A 21,551-nucleotide genomic window follows, 5' to 3' on the forward strand; every position below is an offset into this window, starting at 1 on the left:
AATAAAACATAAAAATCGATGAGAATGCAGGAAAAGGGACATAATTAAACAAAGGATAGATCATTGTTGCAGTTTAGACGTTTATTCGTGGTATTTGCTCTGATTGTGGTGGCCAACTTGTGTGGTGTGTATATCGCAATGTGGGTGTTCAAGCATTTTAATATTTATATCCCCTTAAAGAATCAGGATGTGGCGATTGACTTGCAAGAACCGCTGCAAGTTCGCGTCAAAGTGAAAGATGCGCTTAATGTCGATGTGAATGGGCGGGTAAATGCCAAGATTCCAATTAACGAGCAACTGAATGTACCGCTGACCCAGACCCTGACGCCACGGGTGTACTTCGATAGTCAGGTTCCGATCAGTACCACCATTCCTGTCAAAGAAACCATCAAGGTGAATCAAAGTTTGCCGATCGATACCAAGGTACAGGTTAAAATTCTGGGTAAGGACGTGACGTTGCCTTTAAAAGGCTCGATTCCTTTGCAACTGGATGTGCCGATTGATATTCAGGTGCCTTTACAACAAAAGGTACATTTGAAGTTTGATGCGCCAGTGCGCACAGTGCTCAAGGAAAATTTAAATATTCCTTTAAAAGCACAACTGAATGCCAATATTCCCATTCAAGGCAATTTAAATGTACCGATTACCTCGGAACTGAATGCTTCTGTGGATGTAAAAAATACCTTGCCTGTCAAAATTGCGCAGGGAGAACTCAAGATTCCTCTATCCAGCATGTATCTGGGACGTGTAAAAACCCAAGCGGTTGATGAACCCGCAACGCCAACTGACGTCAAGGTAGGTGAGTGATGGATATCACCAAGTCAGTGAAAAGTATGCTGATCAGTTTTGTGATCGTGACCACCTTGGTGGCGATCTTATTCTGGTTTTATCTGAATATTCAGGCTTCCTTAATTGTATCTGCCCAGCAGGCGGATATTCGCTTGCCTGAATCATTAGCTACTAAAATTCAGGTCGGGGATCATTTAAGCGCCAAGTCACAAGGCCAACTGGATACTGTGCTGGATATTGATCGTAGTTTAAGCTTGCCTTTATCAGGAAAATATCTGGCTGATCTTAGTTTTGAAGTTGAAACGCCGATTACCGTTGATATTAACTATGAAACCGTTCTGAAAGTTGATGATGTGGTACCGATTGAGACCAATACCGATCTGATCTATCAAAATAAATTATTGCCGAAATTTCCTTTGAGCCTGAATATTCCAGTAAAGCTGGACATCCCGTTTCAATTGAAACGCACCTATACCGTACCGGTAAAAATCGTATTCGATGGTCCGGTGCATTTTGCCTTTGATGAAACAATTAACTTACCGGTCAAACATCAGTTTAAACCCAGCTTCTATATGAATGATGCGATTAATATGAGTAAAATTTCGTCTTTTGATGCCATCATGTATAACTCGGTACAGCAGACCAAAGCCAATCTGGATATGCAAATGGCCTTACCTTTAAAAAATGTAAAACCGTAATTGATATTTACTAGTTGTTAAAAAATCAGGCAATCCATATTCTATCAAAAAGGATCTTTTACGATGATAAATTATTCAATTTGAGGACTAAAACAAGAATAAAATCAAAAAAATCAATTTGCTGATTTTTCTATTCGAGAATTTTCTTAAAATGTGGCAAAATACCCCGTTTTAAAGAATTCAGAGGATTGGCACATGCGCTTTGTTGATGAAGCAGTCATTACCGTAGAGGCTGGCGACGGTGGCAATGGCGTAGCCAGTTTTCGCCGTGAAAAATTTGTCCCTTTTGGTGGCCCGGATGGTGGTGATGGGGGACGTGGCGGAAGTATTTACATCCAGGCGGATGATGATACCAGCACACTTGTAGATTACCGTTATACCCGTCGTTATCGCGCAGAACGCGGTAAAAATGGTTCGGGTGCAAACTGTTCAGGCCGTGGCGGTGAAGACGTTATTTTAAAAGTGCCAGTCGGTACAACCATTGTTGATACTGAGTCTGGCGACATTATTGGTGACCTGGTTGCTGATGGTCAACGTGTCAAAGTTGCCCAAGGCGGTGATGGTGGTTTAGGCAATACTCACTTTAAATCGTCAACCAACCGTTCCCCGCGTAAATGTACACACGGGATTAAAGGTGAGTACCGCGAAGTCCGTCTAGAGTTAAAAGTACTCGCAGACGTTGGCTTATTGGGTATGCCGAATGCAGGTAAATCGACATTTATCCGTGCAGTCAGTGCGGCAAAACCAAAAGTTGCTGATTATCCGTTTACCACAATGGTACCTAACCTAGGTGTGGTCGATGCCGACCGTCACCGTTCATTTGTGATGGCGGATATTCCAGGACTGATCGAAGGCGCGGCAGAAGGTGCAGGTCTAGGGATTCGCTTCCTTAAGCATTTGGCACGTACCCGTATCCTGTTGCATATCGTTGATGTTCAACCGATTGATGGTTCAGATCCTGCACATAATGCCAAAGCGATTCTGGGTGAGTTGGTTAAATTCTCACCAACCTTGGCAAAACTTCCAGTGGTACTGGTTTTAAACAAACTTGACCAGCTTCCTGAAGAATCTAAAGAAGAGTGGTGTCAGCACATTCTGGATGAATTGCAATGGCAAGGCCCTGTATTTAAAACCTCTGGTTTGATGTCTGAAGGCACCAAAGAGGTGGTGTACTATTTAATGGATCAAATCGAGCAACAACGTGAACGCGAAGTTGAAGATCCAGAATACGCAGCAGAAGTTAAAGCATTCCGTGAGCAGCTTGAAGCTGAAACACGTGAACAAACCATCGCAGCTAAAGAAGCCTATCGTGCCATGCGTAAAGCTCAGCGTGAAGCTGGTCTGGACGATGACGAAGACTTTGATGAGGATGAAGGCGATGTAGAAAGTATCTACATTCGTGACTAGTAAACCGAGGGAAAAATGATAGAAGTGGTCGATGGGCAACGTCAGCTCAATGCGTGTAAACGAATCGTTGTTAAAATCGGATCATCTTTACTCACTGCAAATGGGCAAGGTTTAGATTTAAATGCAATTTCGCACTGGGCGAAACAGATTGCAGATCTACACAATGCCGGACATGAGATTATTCTGGTGTCTTCAGGTGCAGTTGCAGAAGGGATGGTACGCATGAAACTTGCGAGTCGACCCACCGATCTACCCAGTTTGCAAGCTTGTGCGGCCATTGGCCAAATGGGCCTGATTCATACTTGGTCAAGTGTGCTTGATCAGCATGGCATCCAGACTGCACAGGTTTTACTCACGCATGATGACCTTGCAGATCGTCGTCGTTACCTAAACTCATGTGATGCTTTGCAGAACCTGATTGACTGGCATGTGATTCCGGTGATTAATGAAAATGACACCGTCTCTACGGATGAAATCCGTTTTGGAGATAATGACACCTTGGCCGCCATGGTCGCGGGTCAGGTGCATGCAGAATTACTGATTATCCTGACAGATCAGCAGGGGATGTTTGATTCCGATCCACGTAGTAATCCCAATGCGAAATTGTTTTCAGCTGTTCGGGCACTTGATGATAGCCTGTTTGAAATGGCAGGTGGCGGTGGTGTGCTGGGTCGTGGCGGTATGGTCACCAAGGTCCGTGCCGCACGTCTCGCAGCGAGATCAGGTTGTCCAACGTTAATTGCCAGTGGTGAAAGTGACAATGTACTGGCACGTTTGATGGCGGGCGAGATGCTGGGTACTTTATTTACCACAGACAATGACCGTGTCACGGCACATCAGCAATGGCTGGCAGCGCATTTGCAAACGGCTGGACGTTTAGTGATTGATGATGGCGCGGTTGAAGCGATCAAGCGCAAGCACCGTAGTCTATTACCGGTCGGCGTAAAAGCGATTGAAGGACATTTTGATCGTGGTGATGTGGTGGAATGTGTTGATAAAAACGGTGCTCGTATTGCGGTTGGGCGTGTCAATTTCAGTTCACGTTCGGCAGAAATGATCAAAGGTTTATCATCAGAAAAAGTCTATCAGGTGTTAGGTGAAGCACGTTCGCTGGAAATGATTCATCGGGACCATATGGCCATTTATTAAATGGCCATCAATAAAAAAAGCTCGCTTTAGGCGGGCTTTTTTATGTCGACTGATTTTGCGTATTTGGCATCCAGGACAGGTAATCCTTTTTGCTCACCCATCATATAAGGATAGTCGGCAAGTGAAAGCATCTCTAAATCTTCTTCACTATTGCCATAGGCATAAACCGCATGATAATCGTCTAAATCATACTTTTCTAAAATACGTACTTTTTTCTGGTCGCAACTACAGTCTTCGGAGCTATATTTTCCTGTTAACAGACCATCTTTTGTTTCGGTCTGGGTGCAGATTAAATCAATCTTGAGCACATCACAGATTGGAGCGAGATAAAGGTCAACCGAAGCCGACACCAGTACCACATGATCACCGCGTTGTTGGTGCTGTCGAAGTTGGTTAAGTAACTCAGGGTCTAATTTTTTTAATAATTTTTGAGTATATTCCTGTGCTAATTTTTCCACAAAGTCGATCGGCGTGTCTTTAAACATGGTTTCAAATAGACGTGGCCGCATGGCATGCGCAGGGTAAAGGCGTAAATAGTAGGCCTGAATCCAAGGCAGGATTTTCAGACCTCTTTTAACAATGTGGCGTTTTGATAGCGCAAAGAAAATAAATCCCGTGAAACTGTCTTTGGGATAAAGTGTTCCATCAAAATCAAATAAGGCAAGATTTACAGTTTTATACGTTTCGCTCTTTGCATGCATGTTTCATATCGTCCATTTACACGACTTGCAAACCAATTGGTATTGTAATCACGGCTGAGTTTAGGCCCTGAAATAATCACCTCAGGCATAATTGCATAAATTGGTTCTTTATGGGTTTTAGTTTGATATAGTTTTTGAACCGCTAGGTAAGTCTGTGTATCTTCAAATTTTCTCTCTTTTTCTTTCTTTAAATCCGCACGAATTTGACGTGGCGTCACCAAAATCCTATTACTGGTAAATGCAGCAATAATTTCTTTTTCTGACTGGCTCAATGCGGATTGTGGATTACCATCTTTATTATAAAGTAATAAATCGCCATCTAAATCAAGATCTTTATCTTGGATTACTTCAAGCATCTTTTGAAAAGCAGCATTACGGCTTGAATACATCCCCGAATTATAGTCTGCAAAGCGATAAATGGCTTTATCATAATCGGTCGAATATTCCATCAGACGATGAATGCCATAATATAACCCACCATATTGGGTATACAGGTCATCACGCAATTCCGCAATATTGCCACTTTGACGTTTATGCTCTTTGGCATAGTTAATGTGTACTTGCATCGAACCCAGCGTGGTGATCGGATTCATTTTCTCGCCAATATCTTGGCCAATTAATTTAGCAGCACCAGTTAAAGCACTCACATGATAATGCTTGGACATATAGTCAAAGATTTCACGATAGAGGAGATCCAGTTCGCGTTCAGTTTTTACTTTGCGCATCTGGCTCATGTAATTATTTTCTGGAGATGGCTGATTTTTCAACACATCTTCGAAATAACCTGCCACCGTGCCGCCAATGGTTTCACCTAACTTGGCTTCGAACTTTTCCTTGAGTCGGGTATTGATTTCCTGAACAGCTTTTTCACCTAAGCCTGGAACAGCAGGGTCGGCAACAAAGTTAGATTCCTGATCCACGACCGCCACAATACTACACACATTTTGCTTGGATTTTGGAATACTCAATTGTTGCATGATATCAAAAATATCTTGCGACCATGATTCACGATCATTTACACGCGGCGGAAGAACTTTTTTGATCTGTTCTGCCTTCATTTCAGGTTCTTTACTATTTGACCACCAAGCATTATCGCCACAAGCAGTTAAGCTTATGCTGATTGCCAACAGGCTAAATGTTTTGAGTAGAGGACGAGTCGAAACAGATTTGTTCATAATGAAGACAACACCGCACAAAAAGATGAGCCGAACGGGCGAATGAAGTATACTATGTTGGTCAGAAATTGTAAGAAAATATATGTATATTGGTTCGTATCAACTGTCAAATAATTTGATTGTTGCCCCAATGGCCGGCGTCACCGATAGGCCCTTCAGGACGCTATGTAAGTACTTTGGTGCCGGACATGCAGTCAGTGAAATGATGACCGCAGACAAGACCTTGCGCATGAGCAAGAAGAGCCTTTATCGGGCCAATTTTGATGGTGAGCTGGCGCCAATCTCTGCACAAATCGCAGGTTCTGATCCTGAACAACTGGCGGAAGCGGCGCGTTATCAGGTGGCAAATGGGGCGCAAATTGTTGATATCAATATGGGTTGCCCAGCCAAAAAAGTCTGCAATAAATTGGCAGGTTCGGCCTTATTGCAAGATGAAGATCTCGTTGCCCGTATTCTGGATGCAGTGGTTGCAGCTGTTGATGTGCCTGTAACCTTGAAAACCCGTTTGGGTTTTTTAAATGGTCATGAAAATATTTTACGTGTGGCCAAACGTGCCGAAGAATCGGGAATTGCTGCCTTAGCTTTACATGGTCGTACCCGTGAAGATATGTATTTAAATACGGCACGTTATGAACTGATCAAGCAGGTGAAACAGCTGATTGATATTCCATTGATTGCCAATGGTGATATTGATAGTCCTGAAAAAGCCAAATATGTGCTGGATTACACCGGTGCAGATGCCATTATGATCGGGCGTGCTGCTCAAGGCCGACCATGGATTTTTCGGGAAATTGCCCATTACCTCAAAACCGGTGAGCATCTGGCTGCACCAGATATTGCAGAAGTCAAAGCAGTGTTATTGGGACATCTGGCTGAACTGTATGCATTCTATGGTGAATATTCGGGTTGTCGTATCGCGCGTAAGCATATTGCCTGGTACACCAAAGGATTACGTTCAAGTAACGAGTTCCGCCAGAACATGTATAAAGTAGAAAATACCGCAGATCAGGCAAAAGTCGTTGAAAGCTATTTTGATCAATTACTGGATCAGGGACAGCGGATGAGTGATGTGCAGGTTGAGCAGGTCAATTTACTGGATATCAAATAATTATTCTTGTTGATATAAAAAGCCTGTAATTCAATTACAGGCTTTTTATTGGATTATTCTAAGTGAGCCGTGATTTTTTGCAGAATTTGCAGAATCACATCAAATTCACTTTGTAACGGCGTACTTTTACGAGTCACTAAAGCCAATGTACGACTTGGTGCAGCTTCGATTGATTTCACATCAATGTCTTCATTAAAGTGAATCATGCTGTTTTTCAAGGCAATCTCAGGTAACAGGGTAAAGCCAAGATCTGACGATACCATTTCTACCAGTGTTGGCAATGAGCTTGCTTTTAAGCGGTGATCATTTTTACGCTCACCAACCGGGCAGGCACTTAAGGCATGGTCACGTAAACAATGTCCTTCTTCAAGCAACATCAGGCGCGACAAATCCAGATCATCGAGAGAGTTTGCATTCGCCGCATTGGTATCTTTTTTGTTGTACACCAGGAACAAATGTTCTTTCGCGATTTCGGCAACTTTAAGGCTGCGTGTGTCGAAAGGAAGCGCCAATACAATCATGTCCAGATTGCCATGTTCCAGCTTTTCTACAATCTTCTCGCTTTGCGCTTCATGTAAATGCAGCTGAATTTTTGGCAGTTGCTGATGCACTTCTTCCAATAGCTGCGTCAGGATAAAGGGTGCAATGGTTGGGATAATACCAAGATGCAAATCACCTGTGAGCGGTTCGCTCATTTCACGACTTAAGCGCATCAAATCCTGAGCATCGGCAAGCAGTACACGCGCACGCGCTACCACCTGTTCACCTAACGGTGTTAAACGGACGTTTTGACGATCACGCTCAACTAAGACGCCACCTAATAAGCGCTCTAATTCCATGATGCCGCCAGACAGCGTCGACTGGGTGACAAAGGAACGACGCGCTGCTTCAGTAAAATGTAAAGTTTCTGACAACGTAACTAAATATGATAGCTGTCTTAATGAGGGTAATGCAGCCATAGAGTCCTAGTGTGATGATCTAAAGTGGTGAGCAAACAAACCACTAAGTTGCGGAATGAAATGTGCAGGAATATCATGCCCCATTCCTTGGATTAATTCAAACTTAGCACCAGAAATTGCTTTTGCAACAGCTTTCCCGTGACTTGGCGGTAACAGTCGATCTTTTGATCCGTGTACAACCAGCGTCGGCTGAGTCATCGTTTTGTTCAATGGTAACAGAGAACCCGTACATAATATTGCTAAAAACTGTTGAAGTACACCCGCAGGGTAAAAACTACGACGATATAATTTGCGAATGGTTTGAATTGATTCAACCGGATTGACATAACCCGGTGAGCCAATAATACGGAAAACATTCAGGCTGTGATTGATAATGGTTTCTTCATCGTGTGCGGCTGGCTTGCCGAGCAGGCTGAAAAGTTGTTTTGGATAAGGTGGTGGCAAAAGCGGTTGATTATTGCTGGTAAATAATAAGCCAACCTTTTCCACTTTTTCTGGATATTTTGCCGCAACAATTTGTGAAATCATACCGCCCATGGAAGCGCCAAGAATATAGGTTTTCTCCAGGCCAAGCTGATCCATCAGCATTGCGACATCATCCGCCATATCATAAAGCGTATAGGGTGCACCTTCATTCCCCAGACCAAACATAAAGCGACTCATCAATTTCATGGTATTGAGCCGTTTGCCTTTATTGCGGATTTTAGAAGATAAGCCGATGTCACGGTTATCAAAACGAATGACCCGGAAGCCTTGATCAATCAGAGCCTTACAGAAAAAGTCAGGCCAGAATAACATTTGAGCACCTAAACCCATGACCAGCAGAATTGTTGGGTGTTCAGGGTTGCCGCCAATTTCAACATGCAATTCAATGCCATTGCCCAAAGTGACTTTGGTTTCTTGCATAAAGGAAGCATAAGGCGACACATTAAACTGGAGGGCACTGTTCATGATCTTCGTTCCAAATTGAATTCTTTTTATAACTTAAGGGCTTGCCGGACATTCTTTTCTCAGCAAGCTCTGGTATTTAAACCCTAAACCTGTGCTGGAATCAAGTCCGGAACCAGTTTAGTCAAGGTTAAACGCTGTTTACCCGCAGTTGCACCTAACAGCACAAATCCTCTTAGGGTGCCTTCGCCATCTGCTGCTTTCGCGAGCATACCATCATCGAACTCTTCAGTTTCCCAGTTTACTTCCACATCCAGTGGCGCTGGTAATACCGTTAACGGTGCGGCAGGGGTTTTTACTGCCACGGGCATAGCAGGGTAGTGAACGGCAGTGGTTTGACCACTTAGGGTTTTGGCTAAAGCACGGGCTTGTTGCATGATTGGCATAACGAATGGGAGCAGGGTACCATTTACTTCAGCACAGTCACCCACGGCATAAATATCCGCCTGACTGGTTTCTAACAAGGTATTGGTAATAATGCCACGGCTGGTCTGGATATCTGCAGCTTTCGCTAAAGCAATATTTGGCTGTAAACCGATGGCAGAAAGCACAATATCTGCGACTAAGGTCTGACCATTGGCTAAAGTGACTGCATAGTCTTCGCCATCATTAATTTTCGTGACTTTTTCAACCGTGGTTGATAGCGCAAATTTAATGCCTGCCTGTTCCAGATTGGTTCTGAATGCATCTGCGACATGATTAGGGAGTAAGCGACCTAAAGGCTGTGGCGCAAGGTCAATCACCGTCACTTCATAATCACTGTGCAGTAAGTCATTGGCAAATTCACAGCCAATCAGACCTGCGCCCAGAATCACCACACGTTTGTCTTTACGTTTCGACAGATTTTCACGGAAAGTACGATAGTCAATCAGTGAATTCACCACATGAATGTCTTCGCTACCATCACCAGCGATGGCTAAACGGATAGGATTGGCACCGACTGCAAGGACCAATTTTGAATAAGGCTGGGCAATGCTTTCACCATTTTTTTCTAAAATAATTTCATGTTTTTCGGCATGGATTTGTTTGACCCAGGTTTCCGCTTCGATGCGCATATTCAATTGGGTGGCCATTTTTGCCGCATCACCGAGCGCGATCTGTTCCGGTGCTTTTTTACCTGCAAAGGCATTGGATAAGGTTGGTTTCGCATAATTTACCGCATCGTCCGCGCAGATCATGACCAGCTCTTGCTCTGGGCTTAATTTGCGAAATTCTCGTGCAACGGTATATCCAGCCATACCTGATCCGATGATGACGATAGGGTGCATTATATTCTCCAGTATTTTCTTATTTAAAAATGAATGCTCAGAAAAAAAGACCATGATTTTCATAGTCTTTTTTTCTTTAATCTTTAGATTTCAACCATTTCAAAATCAGCTTTTGAAACGCCGCAATCTGGGCAAGTCCAGTCATCAGGAATATCTTCCCATTTGGTCCCTGCTGCAATGCCGTCTTGTGGCCAACCTTCTGCTTCGTCGTAAATCCAACCACAAACGATACATTGATATTTTTTCATGTGACTCTCCAAACTGATCGGTATGCTCAAGTTGCCTTTCAGTAAAACTATTCCGTAATGTCGCTATGATCGCTGCAAGAGGAACTAACTTATGTTAATCGGGAATTAGATTTTTACGCAGAACGACATTTAAGTAAAGTAAATGCAAGAGTTTAATCATTTATTCAAAAAGCGATATGGCAATTCTATCTGAAAGTCTTGTTATTTGAGCAATTGCTCTAAAATTTTATCGAAAGTTCAGGACTTATATAATGAAAAAAGCCAATCGTATAAAAATAGTATGTATAAAAAACAAACATTCAAAATCAAGTTATGATGAAGAAAACAATGATAGAAGGAGAATAACGCATGGAAACCTTATCTTATAATATTAAAATTTATGCGACCCCTGAAAAAGTCTGGCAGGTGCTTTGGTCCCCTGAAAGCTATCCGGAATGGACAAAATTCTTTGCCTGTGACTCTACCATGCAAAGCGACTGGAAAGTGGGGGGTAGAACCTATTTTGGTGATGGCAAGGGCAATGGCATGGTCTCTACCATTGAAAGTCTGGATGAACCGAAACAAGTTGTGTTTAAGCATCTGGGAATGATCCAGAACGGTCAGGAAGATCTGGAAAGTGAAGAGATCAAGACCTGGGCGGGTGCCTTGGAAAAATATATGCTGTTTGATTTTAATGGCGAAACCCAGTTGCACGTTGAAGTGGATATTCAGCCAGAGCATGCCGAATTCATGAATAAAGGCTTTGATCAGGGACTCGCCATGGTCAAACATCTGGCAGAAAAAGAGGGCTGATTTGGCTGGTTGAACAGGGCAAATGCTTGTGTCATCTGTATTCAAAATTGATAAATCTTGATTTTTTTGAATTGTCTGATTGAAATAATACGAAAATGGGTTGTGATCTGCTATTCTATGTCACTTCATTTTTTACTTAATCGAGGCAGAGATGACGCAACAAAACGCTCAATCGACTTCTGAACAAACACTTTCCGAAAACGATTTAATCGCACAGCGTCATGCCAAGTTAAAGCAAATCCAAGAGACTGCAAAACAAACGGGTAAGAGCCCGTGGCCAAACACGTTTAAACGTGAACACTATACAGCTGATTTGCAAGAACAATTTAAAGATCAAGATAAAGCACAAATCGAAGGTGCTGAAAAAGTTTATGTCAAGGTTGCAGGTCGTGTGATGTTGAACCGTGGATCATTTATTGTGATTCAGGACATGACCGGCCGTATCCAGCTATATGTTGACCGTAAAGGTTTACCGACAGATATTTTAGAAACGATCAAGAGTCTGGATCTTGGTGATATTATTGCGGCTGAAGGCTATATCGGCCGTTCTGGTAAAGGTGACTTATATGTACACCTTGAAGGCTTTGAATTACTGACCAAATCACTGCGTCCACTGCCAGACAAATTCCATGGTTTAACTGATACTGAAGCGAAATATCGTAAGCGTTATTTAGACCTGATTGTAAACGAAGAAACCCGTAAGACCTTTGAAATTCGTGCCAAAGTAGTCGCTGGTATCCGTACATTCTTAACTAATGAACGTTTCATGGAAGTTGAAACGCCAATGATGCATGTGATTCCGGGTGGTGCATCTGCAAAACCATTCGTAACCCATCACAATGCACTGGATATGGAGCTTTACCTCCGTATCGCACCTGAACTTTATTTAAAGCGTCTGGTTGTGGGTGGTTTCGAGCGTGTATTTGAAATTAACCGTAACTTCCGTAACGAAGGTGTTTCAACACGTCATAACCCGGAATTCACCATGATCGAATTCTATCAGGCGTATGCTGACTATAAAGACTTGATGGTATTGACTGAAAACATGCTTGAGAAGCTGGCAGTTGATATTTTGGGTACTACTGATGTGCCGTATGGTGATGAAGTGTATAGCTTCAAAGGTCCATTCAAGAAAATTTCAATGTTTGATGCAATTCTTGAACATAACCCGGACTTCACGCCTGAAAATGTCAACGACCGTGAGTTCTTGGCGAAATTCACTCAGGACGTGTTAAAAGAACAGGTGAAAGCTGGTTTCGGTTTAGGTAAGTTGCAAACCATCGTGTTTGAAGAAACGGTAGAAACCAAGTTACGTCAGCCAACATTCATTACTGAATATCCTGCTGAAACCTCACCGCTTGCGCGCCGTAATGATGACAACCCGCACATTACCGATCGTTTCGAATTCTTTATCGGTGGTCGTGAGTTAGCCAATGGCTTCTCGGAGTTAAATGACCCGATTGATCAGGCTGAGCGTTTCCAAGCACAGGTTGCTGAAAAAGATGCCGGTGATGATGAAGCTATGCATTACGATGCTGACTTTATTGAAGCGTTGGAATATGGTTTGCCACCGACAGCAGGTCAGGGTATCGGTATTGACCGTTTGGTGATGTTATTTGCGAATGCGCCAAGTATTCGTGATGTACTTTTATTCCCGCATATGCGCCGTAAAGATTAATATTGTTTATCTTAAAAAAGCCACGTTTAGCGTGGCTTTTTTTATGCTTGAATGAATTATTCCGCTTGCATTTCTTTTGCTAACTTTTCTGCGGCTTGCATAATTTTTGGTGTAACGGTATCCATTCGTTTATAGCCCACTTGCATGCTTTTTTGCATCACGATTGGCATTTTATCAATAGTCGATTGCCCTACAGGCGTTTTATAGAATTGGATCATGCCATCAATTTCCTCTTGGGTAAATTCTTCAGCATAGATTTTAATCATTTCTGGTTCTAACTTTGCCCATGTCAATTCCTCTTGCATAATTTTGCCGAGTTCCTGAGAATAATTAACCATGGCAAGTTCTTGTTTTGTAGTTAATTTTTTGCCTTGAGTGATCTTATCCAGATTTGAATGCATCATGCTATTCATCTGCTGACTCATTTGACCAAGAAATTGTTCAGACTTGGTTATCTTTAATAACTCTTTTACAGATTGGTTTGACGCTGGCTGAGCAAACGCAGGAATTGAGATTGCTACCGCAGTAATAAATGTCGCAATAATTTTCATTATTTGATTTCAGTCGTGTTATAGGTGAAATAAATGTTACTGACAGGCATCAATTATTGTCAATTTTATCCTGCATGTTAAAAAATGTAATTGTTTCGTTTGACGATTGAAATGTGCTCATAAACCAACGATCATGTGTCCATAAATAAATTTGAGAACAGTCTGGACATGTTTTTAAAAAAATCGCTTTGTATCGCATTATTTGCTGCTCTTTCTTCCCCGGTATTTGCTCAGGGTCTTGTACTCAACGATGAAAATTTAAGAACAGATTTAAACTGGTTGAACCAGCAAGGTGTCATTCAAATCAGCACATCGACTTGGCCAATGAGCGGTGATGAGATTCAACATGCATTATCCCAAGCAAAAGTAAGCAATAATACGCAGCAGAAAGTAATTAACTCTGTATTGAATGCATTACAGGCAGATAATGCCACCGTCAAAGTCGGTTTGCATGCAGGTACTGATCTTAAAACGGTTCCTCAAGCTTTTGGTGATAATCAAAAATCCCAATATCAAATTGCTGCTGAATTTAATGCGGGTGGCGAGAACTGGGATGCCAAACTACGTGTTAATGGTGAGAAAGACCCATTGATTGATAATGGTCATGATGCCAATGTCGAAGGTTCATATATCGCAGGTAAACTGTGGAACCAATGGGTGATTGCCGGTCAAATTCCAACGTATTGGGGCCCTGGACATGATGGTAGCTTGATTCGTGGTGATGCCAGTCGTCCTGTGTATGGCGTGACCGTGCAACGTGCAGTACAAAATGCATTTGAGACCAAATGGCTCTCTTGGATCGGGCCGTGGCAGTACCAAGCTTTTGCTGGGCAATTAGATGACTATAAAGCTGTACCAGACACAAAATTGATTGGGCTGCGTTTTACTGCTCAGCCTTTACCTTATTTGGAATTTGGCGCTTCTCGAGCAATTCAAATTGGGGGCAAAGGCCAGCCGAATAGCTTTAAGGCTTATTGGAATGCAATGATTGGTAAAGATAATGGTTGTGATGATAGTGGCTGTGTAGGAGATGACAATGCATCTAACCAAATTGCTGGTTTTGATGGACGTTTATTGCTGCAGCCTGTACTGAACTTACCAGTAAGTTTATATACGCAATTTGTAGGTGAAGATGAAGCGGGTGGTCTACCTGCAAAATATATGTACCTTGCTGGTGCTGATTTCTCATCAAGCTATAACAATATGCCGTATCAACTCTATGCAGAATGGGCAGATACCCGTACCAATGGTGAGGCCAAAGGCATTTCTTATAGCCATCATCAATACACTGATGGTTACTACCAGCATGGATTCCCGCTAGGTCATGCCATGGGCGGTGATGGTCAGATGTATTCGGTGGGTGGAGATATCCGTTTTGATGTGATGAATCGCCTAGGTGGGCGCGTGATCTACGCTAAAGTAAGCCAGACCCAACGCGTTCAAGACAATAATGCTGCATTCCCTGAAGCCGATACTATCAAAGGTCTGGATTTAACTTGGACCCACTACCTAAAACCAACCATTCCATTGAAAGTGAATGGCTGGGTCAGCGACTCAGATCGTGATGGACGTGATGGTGGTGTTTCTGTAGGCGTTGAAATTCCATTAGAAACCAAAATGTTCCGCTTTTAAACAAAGCTGAGCCGATAAAAAAGAAGTCCTGATGGGCTTCTTTTTTTATTTATTCATGTGAAATAGATTGTTTTGATATTCCATATTCTTATTTTCATATCATAATTTTGCATATCAATATGAAAAAACAAGCTAAAGAACTGCATCTAAATTATTATAATGAATATCCTTTACTCGATCGTGAAAGTAACACGAGTAAGAATCTCGATATCATGAAAAATTGGAGTTGTTATGGCACTCGTTCCTCCACACAGTCTTCAAAGTGGTGGTTTGATACCACTTATAGATTTTATGGATAGCATGGATAAAGGAGGAATTGTACATGACTGAAAATAGATTAACGCACCTCAAGCAACTTGAGGCAGAAAGTATTCATATTATTCGTGAAGTTGCAGCTGAATTTGAAAACCCGGTAATGCTTTACTCGATTGGTAAAGACTCAGCCGTGATGCTGCATCTGGCACTTAAGGCATTCTATCCGGCAAAACTTCCATTTCCGTTATTGCATGTCGATACGGGCTGGAAGTTTAAAGACATGATTGCGTTCCGTGACAACATGGCAAAAACCCACGGCTTCGATTTGATCGTGCATCAAAATGTAGAGGGTCGTGATGCGGGGATTAATCCGTTTGATCACGGTAGTTCAAAATATACCGACATCATGAAAACCCAAGGTCTAAAACAGGCCTTGGATAAATACCAGTTTGATGCCGCTTTTGGTGGCGCGCGTCGTGATGAAGAAAAATCACGTGCCAAGGAACGTGTCTATTCGTTCCGTGATAGTAAGCACCGTTGGGATCCTAAAAACCAGCGTCCAGAACTTTGGAACCTTTACAATGGTAAAGTGAACAAAGGCGAAAGTATTCGTGTCTTCCCGTTATCGAACTGGACCGAGCTGGATATCTGGCAATATATCTATCTGGAAAATATCCAGATTGTTCCTCTTTATTTCTCTGCAGTCCGTCCTGTGGTTGAACGCAGTGGTACGTTGATCATGGTGGATGATGAACGTATGCGCTTAAAAGAGGGCGAAGTTCCACAAATGAAATCGGTACGTTTCCGTACACTGGGCTGTTATCCGTTAACAGGTGCAGTTGAGTCTGAAGCAGATACCTTACCTGAAATTATTCAGGAAATGCTTTTAGCGACCAGTTCTGAGCGTCAGGGTCGTATGATCGATCACGATGAAGCGGGCTCGATGGAAAAGAAAAAGCAAGAAGGTTATTTCTAATTTCCTTAAGTAAATCCCTCTTTTTAAAGAGGGATTTAGGGAGATTAAAAGCGATTTCTAAAGAATATGTGGAGTTTTGAGCAATGTCTCATCAATCAGATCTTATTAGCCAAGATATCTTGGGTTATTTAAAACAACATGAACAAAAAGACTTATTGCGTTTTTTGACTTGCGGTAACGTCGATGATGGTAAAAGTACCTTAATTGGTCGTTTACTTTACGATTCAAAACTGATTTATGAAGATCAGTTGCAAGCTGTAACACGTGATAGTAAGAAAGTCGGAACGACAGGTGATGCACCTGACCTTGCTTTGCTGGTCGATGGTCTACAGGCCGAGCGCGAGCAGGGCATTACCATTGATGTCGCTTACCGCTATTTCTCGACTGAAAAGCGTAAGTTCATCATTGCCGATACGCCTGGACATGAACAATACACCCGTAACATGGCGACGGGCGCTTCCACTGCCGATCTTGCCATTATCCTGATTGATGCGCGTTATGGTGTACAAACCCAAACCCGCCGTCATTCATTTATTGCAAGCTTGCTCGGGATTAAAAATATCGTTGTTGCGATCAATAAAATGGATCTGGTTGAATTCTCGGAAGCGCGTTTCAACGAAATTCAGGTTGAATATGATGCTTTTGTCAGCCAACTCGGTGATCGTCGCCCTGAAAATATTCTGTTCGTGCCAATCTCGGCATTGAATGGCGATAACGTAGTGAATCCATCTGCAAGTACGCCATGGTACAAGGGTCAAACCTTGATGAGCATTCTTGAGTCTGTGGAAATCAAGCGTGAATCAAATAAACATGAATTCCGTTTCCCGGTTCAGTATGTAAACCGTCCAAACCTCGATTTCCGCGGTTTTGCCGGAACGGTTGCATTGGGTGCAATCAGTGTGGGGGATGAGATTGTTGCATTGCCATCAGGCAAGAGATCAACGGTAAAAGAAATTGTTACCTTTGATGGCAATCTTGAGCAGGCCGTTGCAGGCCAGGCCGTGACTTTAACCTTAAATGATGAAATTGATATTTCTCGTGGTAACGTTTTAGTCCGTGCGGGCGAGCAGCCTTTGATTTCACGTAGTGTACGTGCATCCGTGGTCTGGATGAATGAACATCCGTTGGTGAAAGGCAAGCTGTACAACGTCAAAATTGGTACACAGACGGTTCCTGCCAAAGTCACTGCGATTAACTTCCGTGTCAATGTCAATACATTGGAACATACGCAAGTTGAAGAGCTTGAGTTGAATGCCATTGCAGATGTTGTGGTTGAGTTTGATGCGCCAGTCGTGTTTGATCAATACCAAGATAGCCGTTATACCGGTTCATTTATCTTTATTGACCGTTTAAGCAATGTCACGGTTGGTGCAGGTATGGTTGAAGCGGCAGTTGAATGGACTGCAGATAGTAATCCTGTGACTGCGGAAGATCGTGCGGCGCGTTTAGGTCAAAAGCCTGCGGTGATTGGTGTGTCTGCATCGTTGATTGAGAAAGCTCAAGCTTTAGAGAGTCTATTGATTCAGCAAGGTGTGGTTGCGATTGCAAAAGCCAATTTAACGGCTGAGCAAATTGCATTATTACGTGAAACAGGTGTGGTGATTGTTACCACAACTGTTGAAGGTACGGATACAGAAATCACGGCTGAAACGGTTGAAGAAGCAGCTGAGAAAGTTGTGGAGTTGGTTCGTCTTTAATAGGCAGAACTGATTTGAAAAAACCCGCGTGAGCGGGTTTTTTTGTATTGTGTATACTCTATATTTTTATATAACTACATTTCTAATAGATGAAACTTGAAACCCTTAATAAAAATGCTGAATTCTATATCGCTTCACTAGCTCTAGGAGTTTTAGAGGGAATGAAACAGGGTGTTCTTTCTCCTGAAGCTGGAATATGGTCTTTAACAAGGTCGAGCTTTTCTAATGAATTCTTAAAATCCACAATAATTTCTGACGATCTAAAATATGTAATTGCATGTTTTGATGAGATTGATGCTTTATCTAACTTTGATGGTGGAGAGGTAAAGCAACAGAAAATGATTGATGAATTGAAAGAGAGATGTCTAAGTTGTTTGCAGAAAGTTGATTATAAAAATATTGATATGAAAATGACATCTTCAATAAGTGATGAAGATGATTTATAGGTTAAGTCTGATTGTTCCACTTATCGAAAAGGCGGAACAATCAAAAAATTAAAAAATATTTTGGGTTTTTTGAATTAAATATTCTTTTAGATCTTTAGGATAATCCTGAATCATTTTCAAAAAGACTACCCGATCACCTTGATATAACGCGCGAGTTGCTTCTTCGTAGTTGGGCATATTGCCTAACATTGCCGACATAACGCGATCAGTGGCTTGTTTAGCCAGCATGATATTACTTTCAGAGGCTGGATCATTTAGCTCCTTATCAATCAGTTTGCGAATCACTGCAGATGCACTGGCACTCTGTTGATCTAACCAGTCCCAGTGTTTCTTCTGTAAGGTAATTTCACGAGAGATCACACCGAGTTTTGGACGACCAACTTTCTTTTCCGGTTCAGGTTCGCTGTAGCGCTGCTGAATCTGTTGCTCAGCACCTGAAAGGTCAAGGTCGATCTGTCGACCTGTTTGATCATTAAAAATCAGGATCGTCTCGGCAGTTTCACCAAGTTGTTTGAGCTTTAATGCAATGTCAGCAAGTTGCGCTTGGGCAATCAGCGTATAGCCTGAAAAAGCAGTATAGGTCGGTTGAGTATTCATTTTATTCACATAGTTTTATACGGGTAAAATAATATTACCAGGGTAAAAATAAATTAGCAAATATATTGATCCATTTTCTAAAAAGGGATTTAAGCCAGTTAGGCTAAATTCTGGAAAACCGATCTAAAAAAATAATGCAGATAGAATGCCAATTTTCATTTTTATTCTGCGTTGATCGCGCTTTTATGAGACAATGTTTTTTTATTTTTGTGTATTAGGACTCCCATGATTGAGCAATCTCCTGAATCTTTAAGCGATATCGAAATTTTAGACATTTTACAGTCTATGAAAAAAGATAAGCTGGATACGGAAGCAAATGAGATGATCCGTAATGGGGGGAAAGCTGGGCGTCAAGAAGCACATAAACAGGCTTTGGTTGCACTGAATACCAGCTTTGAGGACAAATTTGTCGAAGCTGTGACTTTGGCATTGGGTCTGAATTCAGGTCAGGCTAAAAAAATTCGTTATAAAAAAGACCGTATCCGTATTTTAAAAGCTCGTGGCATTGATTATTTAGCGATTGATGGTGCAGAAACTGCACAGGTATTGGCTCAGGTTGCACAGGCTATTGGTCGTGAAGATGCGACAGTAACCCATGACCTGCACAATATTTTTCCATTCTGGAAAGAGGGCTGGCCAATGGTTCAATTTGACAATGCATACAAGATTCTAGCCGAAGATATTAGCATCCATTATCAGGCGACATTAGATACCTTATTGGCACAACTAGGTGGAAACTAAGCGCGGATAAACGCCAGTTCTACTCATCAATCAAACATAACAAGGAATGTTAGTTTATGAGTTCATTACCTCATATTCCACCTGAAGCATTAGATGTGTTACGTGAAGGGCAACTGATTGAGGCCATCAAGATTACTCGTGAGAAAACTGGGTTGGGGTTAAAGGAATCAAAGGATTTAATTGACCAGTATTTGCAAGCCCATCCACAAGAACAGGCACGTGTGCAGGAACAGGTGGCACAGCGTAGCCGTGGTGGTGTAAAGGTTGTGGTCTTTATTGTGGTGTTGTTGACCATTCTGATCTGGTGGATCATGAAATAAAAAAAGCCCGTCAAACGGGCTTTTTTTTTGACTTTTACTTAGTCTTCAGACTGGATAATCGCATCATTTTCCTGACTCGGTAAAACTTGTGTCACCAATAACTGGTCAATTTTATAATGGTCAATATCGACCACTTCAAACTTGAAGCCTGCATATTCTACGGCATCTGCAGGACGCGGGATCTTGCGTAGGCGATACATGATAAAGCCGGCAATGGTTTCATAATTCTCATTTTCAGGAAATTCTTCAATTTCCAGAACATGTTTGACGTCTTCAATCGGTGTGCCCCCATCAATGAGCCAGGAATGATTATCACGCTTAATGATCTGCTGTTCTTCATCCATTGGCGTTACCCAATCGCCCATGACGGTGATCATGATGTCGCTTAGTGTAATCACCCCGACCACTAGCGCATATTCATTAATCACGACCGCAAATTTCTCTTTGGTCGAGCGGAAGCGGTCGAGCAATTCAGACAGGGTCAGGGTATCTGGAATCATTAACACATTACGAATGGTCGATTCATTCAGTTGTGTGAAAGATTGTTTGTTCAGAATACGCACCAGAATATCTTTGGCGTCGACATAGCCAATCACCTGATCAATATGTTCATTACAGACGAGAAACTTTGAATACGGATATTCACCCAGTTTTTGACGAATACTATCTTCAGGTTCTGTCAGGGTAAAAAACACCACATTTTCACGGGTGGTCATACTTGAAGGAACAGTACGTTCCTCCAGTTCAAATACATTTTCAATAAAATGATGTTCCTGCTTTTGTAGCACCCCAGCTTGTGCGCCTGCGTCCATGACTGCTGAAATATCATCAAAGGTAATATTGTCGTCACGGATGGTATTGACTTTGAATAAGCGGAATAACAGATTGGCAATTGCATTGATGCCCCAAGCCAGAGGTTTGCAGATTTTAATAAAAATCTGAATCGGCTCGATGACGCTAATGGCAATTTTTTCTGGCGCAATCATGGCCAAACGTTTTGGCATCAGATCAGCAAACAGAATGAACAAAGAGGTGACCATGGTAAAGGAGAGGGCAAAACCAATGGTTTCTAGCCAAGGACCTGCATAAAACTTCACAATCAGATCAACAAAGAATGGTCGGAAGGCAGCTTCACCGAGAATACCGCCGAGGATTGCAACGGCATTTAAACCGATTTGCGAGGCTGCGAAGAAATCAGCGGATTGTTCTTGTAGATCTAAAACTTTTTGAGCGCGGGTTTCGCCAGATTCGGCCAAAATTTTTAATTTAACTTTTCTAGCGCCAGCGAGAGCAATTTCTGTGAGTGATAAAAAGCCTGCTGCTGAAATCAGCAGGGCGATAACAATAATATTCTGGAAGAGACTCACACATCACCTGTGTTGCATATTATTATGAATATGTTGTAACACAAAAAAG

At 42.2% G+C, this 21,551-nt stretch carries 22 protein-coding genes; 13 read left to right on the plus strand and 9 right to left on the minus strand.

All coding sequences use genetic code 11. The features are described from left to right. Positions 1–63: 63 nt before the first annotated feature. The 4 genes from IEV39_RS01225 to proB all read left to right on the plus strand — a co-directional run bounded on the left by IEV39_RS01225 (position 64) and on the right by proB (position 4,043). A complete protein-coding gene (locus IEV39_RS01225) occupies positions 64–807 on the plus strand; it encodes a hypothetical protein (RefSeq protein WP_005231637.1) in 744 nt (247 codons plus the stop codon). Further along, complete coding sequence (locus tag IEV39_RS01230) at positions 807–1,487, plus strand: hypothetical protein (RefSeq protein ID WP_005231636.1); 681 nt, start codon at positions 807–809, stop codon at positions 1,485–1,487. Before IEV39_RS01225 ends, IEV39_RS01230 begins: the two co-directional genes overlap by 1 nt. Before the next feature lie 195 nt (positions 1,488–1,682). After that, positions 1,683–2,894 (plus strand): Obg family GTPase CgtA, encoded by a 1,212-nt coding sequence (gene cgtA / locus IEV39_RS01235; RefSeq protein ID WP_005287882.1) that lies wholly within the window; start codon positions 1,683–1,685, stop codon positions 2,892–2,894. A 15-nt stretch (positions 2,895–2,909) separates the two neighbouring features. Then, a complete protein-coding gene (gene proB, locus IEV39_RS01240; protein ID WP_005231634.1) occupies positions 2,910–4,043 on the plus strand; it encodes a glutamate 5-kinase in 1,134 nt (377 codons plus the stop codon). 26 nt (positions 4,044–4,069) lie between these two features. Here the strand turns inward: proB and IEV39_RS01245 are convergent, their stop codons facing one another. Continuing rightward, entirely contained in the window at positions 4,070–4,744 is a 675-nt protein-coding gene (locus tag IEV39_RS01245) for an HAD family hydrolase (RefSeq protein ID WP_005287880.1), read from the minus strand. After that, complete coding sequence (locus IEV39_RS01250; RefSeq protein WP_005287877.1) at positions 4,711–5,919, minus strand: DUF1615 family protein; 1,209 nt, start codon at positions 5,917–5,919, stop codon at positions 4,711–4,713. Before IEV39_RS01250 ends, IEV39_RS01245 begins: the two co-directional genes overlap by 34 nt. An 82-nt stretch (positions 5,920–6,001) precedes the next feature. Here IEV39_RS01250 and dusB point away from each other — a divergent pair, with 82 nt between their 5' ends. Further along, positions 6,002–7,027, plus strand: coding sequence for a tRNA dihydrouridine synthase DusB (gene dusB, locus IEV39_RS01255; protein WP_005287874.1), 1,026 nt, complete (start codon positions 6,002–6,004; stop codon positions 7,025–7,027). Between the two features lie 53 nt (positions 7,028–7,080). Here dusB and oxyR read toward each other — a convergent pair whose 3' ends face one another. The 4 genes from oxyR to rubA all read right to left on the minus strand — a co-directional run bounded on the left by oxyR (position 7,081) and on the right by rubA (position 10,450). Then, positions 7,081–7,986 (minus strand): LysR family transcriptional regulator OxyR, encoded by a 906-nt coding sequence (gene oxyR, locus IEV39_RS01260; RefSeq protein ID WP_004773664.1) that lies wholly within the window; start codon positions 7,984–7,986, stop codon positions 7,081–7,083. A 6-nt stretch (positions 7,987–7,992) separates the two neighbouring features. Beyond that, positions 7,993–8,937, minus strand: coding sequence for an esterase EstB (gene estB, locus IEV39_RS01265; RefSeq protein WP_005231565.1), 945 nt, complete (start codon positions 8,935–8,937; stop codon positions 7,993–7,995). Positions 8,938–9,020: 83 nt separating this feature from the next. Further along, entirely contained in the window at positions 9,021–10,202 is a 1,182-nt protein-coding gene (gene rubB, locus IEV39_RS01270) for a rubredoxin reductase RubB (RefSeq protein WP_005287871.1), read from the minus strand. A gap of 83 nt (positions 10,203–10,285) precedes the next feature. Continuing rightward, positions 10,286–10,450 carry a rubredoxin RubA gene (gene rubA, locus IEV39_RS01275; RefSeq protein WP_004678010.1) on the minus strand — a complete coding sequence of 55 codons (165 nt, stop codon included), beginning with the start codon at positions 10,448–10,450 and terminating at the stop codon, positions 10,286–10,288. A 348-nt stretch (positions 10,451–10,798) separates the two neighbouring features. Here rubA and IEV39_RS01280 point away from each other — a divergent pair, with 348 nt between their 5' ends. Both IEV39_RS01280 and lysS read left to right on the plus strand, forming a co-directional pair. Then, positions 10,799–11,242 (plus strand): SRPBCC family protein, encoded by a 444-nt coding sequence (locus IEV39_RS01280; RefSeq protein WP_005287867.1) that lies wholly within the window; start codon positions 10,799–10,801, stop codon positions 11,240–11,242. Between the two features lie 151 nt (positions 11,243–11,393). Then, on the plus strand, positions 11,394–12,920 hold the full coding sequence (gene lysS / locus IEV39_RS01285; RefSeq protein WP_005287864.1) for a lysine--tRNA ligase: 1,527 nt from the start codon (positions 11,394–11,396) through the stop codon (positions 12,918–12,920). 56 nt (positions 12,921–12,976) lie between these two features. Here lysS and IEV39_RS01290 read toward each other — a convergent pair whose 3' ends face one another. Further along, a complete protein-coding gene (locus IEV39_RS01290; protein ID WP_005287860.1) occupies positions 12,977–13,471 on the minus strand; it encodes a DUF2059 domain-containing protein in 495 nt (164 codons plus the stop codon). A gap of 168 nt (positions 13,472–13,639) precedes the next feature. Here IEV39_RS01290 and IEV39_RS01295 point away from each other — a divergent pair, with 168 nt between their 5' ends. From IEV39_RS01295 to IEV39_RS01310, 4 genes are all read left to right on the plus strand, one after another. Beyond that, positions 13,640–15,103, plus strand: coding sequence for a capsule assembly Wzi family protein (locus IEV39_RS01295; RefSeq protein ID WP_005287857.1), 1,464 nt, complete (start codon positions 13,640–13,642; stop codon positions 15,101–15,103). A 322-nt stretch (positions 15,104–15,425) separates the two neighbouring features. Continuing rightward, complete coding sequence (gene cysD, locus IEV39_RS01300; protein ID WP_005231558.1) at positions 15,426–16,334, plus strand: sulfate adenylyltransferase subunit CysD; 909 nt, start codon at positions 15,426–15,428, stop codon at positions 16,332–16,334. Positions 16,335–16,417: 83 nt separating this feature from the next. Then, positions 16,418–18,031: a sulfate adenylyltransferase subunit CysN gene (gene cysN / locus IEV39_RS01305; RefSeq protein WP_005287848.1), complete on the plus strand. Its 1,614-nt coding sequence runs from the start codon at positions 16,418–16,420 to the stop codon at positions 18,029–18,031. Positions 18,032–18,120: 89 nt separating this feature from the next. After that, positions 18,121–18,477, plus strand: coding sequence for a hypothetical protein (locus IEV39_RS01310; RefSeq protein ID WP_005287845.1), 357 nt, complete (start codon positions 18,121–18,123; stop codon positions 18,475–18,477). A 48-nt stretch (positions 18,478–18,525) separates the two neighbouring features. On the opposite strand, the gene IEV39_RS01315 is transcribed toward IEV39_RS01310, so the two are convergent. Further along, positions 18,526–19,083 carry a DUF2239 family protein gene (locus tag IEV39_RS01315; protein WP_167510604.1) on the minus strand — a complete coding sequence of 186 codons (558 nt, stop codon included), beginning with the start codon at positions 19,081–19,083 and terminating at the stop codon, positions 18,526–18,528. Positions 19,084–19,299: 216 nt separating this feature from the next. On the opposite strand from IEV39_RS01315, the gene IEV39_RS01320 reads away from it, so the two are divergent. Then, positions 19,300–19,815, plus strand: coding sequence for a hypothetical protein (locus tag IEV39_RS01320; RefSeq protein ID WP_005287835.1), 516 nt, complete (start codon positions 19,300–19,302; stop codon positions 19,813–19,815). A gap of 56 nt (positions 19,816–19,871) precedes the next feature. Next, positions 19,872–20,135 carry a ribosomal protein L7/L12 gene (locus IEV39_RS01325; protein ID WP_005287832.1) on the plus strand — a complete coding sequence of 88 codons (264 nt, stop codon included), beginning with the start codon at positions 19,872–19,874 and terminating at the stop codon, positions 20,133–20,135. A 38-nt stretch (positions 20,136–20,173) separates the two neighbouring features. On the opposite strand, the gene paeA is transcribed toward IEV39_RS01325, so the two are convergent. After that, positions 20,174–21,502 (minus strand): polyamine export protein PaeA, encoded by a 1,329-nt coding sequence (paeA, locus tag IEV39_RS01330; protein ID WP_005287830.1) that lies wholly within the window; start codon positions 21,500–21,502, stop codon positions 20,174–20,176. Positions 21,503–21,551: the final 49 nt, after the last annotated feature.

Source organism: Acinetobacter courvalinii (assembly GCF_014635545.1).
Taxonomy (GTDB): Bacteria; Pseudomonadota; Gammaproteobacteria; order Pseudomonadales; family Moraxellaceae; genus Acinetobacter; species Acinetobacter courvalinii.

Coding starts and splice junctions, on each gene's coding strand:
- IEV39_RS01230 (WP_005231636.1), top strand. CDS start 807: ATGGATATCACCAAGTCAGTGAAAAGTATGCTGATCAGTTTTGTGATC.
- cgtA (WP_005287882.1), top strand. CDS start 1,683: ATGCGCTTTGTTGATGAAGCAGTCATTACCGTAGAGGCTGGCGACGGT.
- proB (WP_005231634.1), top strand. CDS start 2,910: ATGATAGAAGTGGTCGATGGGCAACGTCAGCTCAATGCGTGTAAACGA.
- IEV39_RS01245 (WP_005287880.1), bottom strand. CDS start 4,744: ATGCATGCAAAGAGCGAAACGTATAAAACTGTAAATCTTGCCTTATTT.
- IEV39_RS01250 (WP_005287877.1), bottom strand. CDS start 5,919: ATGAACAAATCTGTTTCGACTCGTCCTCTACTCAAAACATTTAGCCTG.
- dusB (WP_005287874.1), top strand. CDS start 6,002: ATGTATATTGGTTCGTATCAACTGTCAAATAATTTGATTGTTGCCCCA.
- oxyR (WP_004773664.1), bottom strand. CDS start 7,986: ATGGCTGCATTACCCTCATTAAGACAGCTATCATATTTAGTTACGTTG.
- estB (WP_005231565.1), bottom strand. CDS start 8,937: ATGAACAGTGCCCTCCAGTTTAATGTGTCGCCTTATGCTTCCTTTATG.
- rubB (WP_005287871.1), bottom strand. CDS start 10,202: ATGCACCCTATCGTCATCATCGGATCAGGTATGGCTGGATATACCGTT.
- rubA (WP_004678010.1), bottom strand. CDS start 10,450: ATGAAAAAATATCAATGTATCGTTTGTGGTTGGATTTACGACGAAGCA.
- IEV39_RS01280 (WP_005287867.1), top strand. CDS start 10,799: ATGGAAACCTTATCTTATAATATTAAAATTTATGCGACCCCTGAAAAA.
- lysS (WP_005287864.1), top strand. CDS start 11,394: ATGACGCAACAAAACGCTCAATCGACTTCTGAACAAACACTTTCCGAA.
- IEV39_RS01290 (WP_005287860.1), bottom strand. CDS start 13,471: ATGAAAATTATTGCGACATTTATTACTGCGGTAGCAATCTCAATTCCT.
- IEV39_RS01295 (WP_005287857.1), top strand. CDS start 13,640: ATGTTTTTAAAAAAATCGCTTTGTATCGCATTATTTGCTGCTCTTTCT.
- cysD (WP_005231558.1), top strand. CDS start 15,426: ATGACTGAAAATAGATTAACGCACCTCAAGCAACTTGAGGCAGAAAGT.
- cysN (WP_005287848.1), top strand. CDS start 16,418: ATGTCTCATCAATCAGATCTTATTAGCCAAGATATCTTGGGTTATTTA.
- IEV39_RS01310 (WP_005287845.1), top strand. CDS start 18,121: ATGAAACTTGAAACCCTTAATAAAAATGCTGAATTCTATATCGCTTCA.
- IEV39_RS01320 (WP_005287835.1), top strand. CDS start 19,300: ATGATTGAGCAATCTCCTGAATCTTTAAGCGATATCGAAATTTTAGAC.
- IEV39_RS01325 (WP_005287832.1), top strand. CDS start 19,872: ATGAGTTCATTACCTCATATTCCACCTGAAGCATTAGATGTGTTACGT.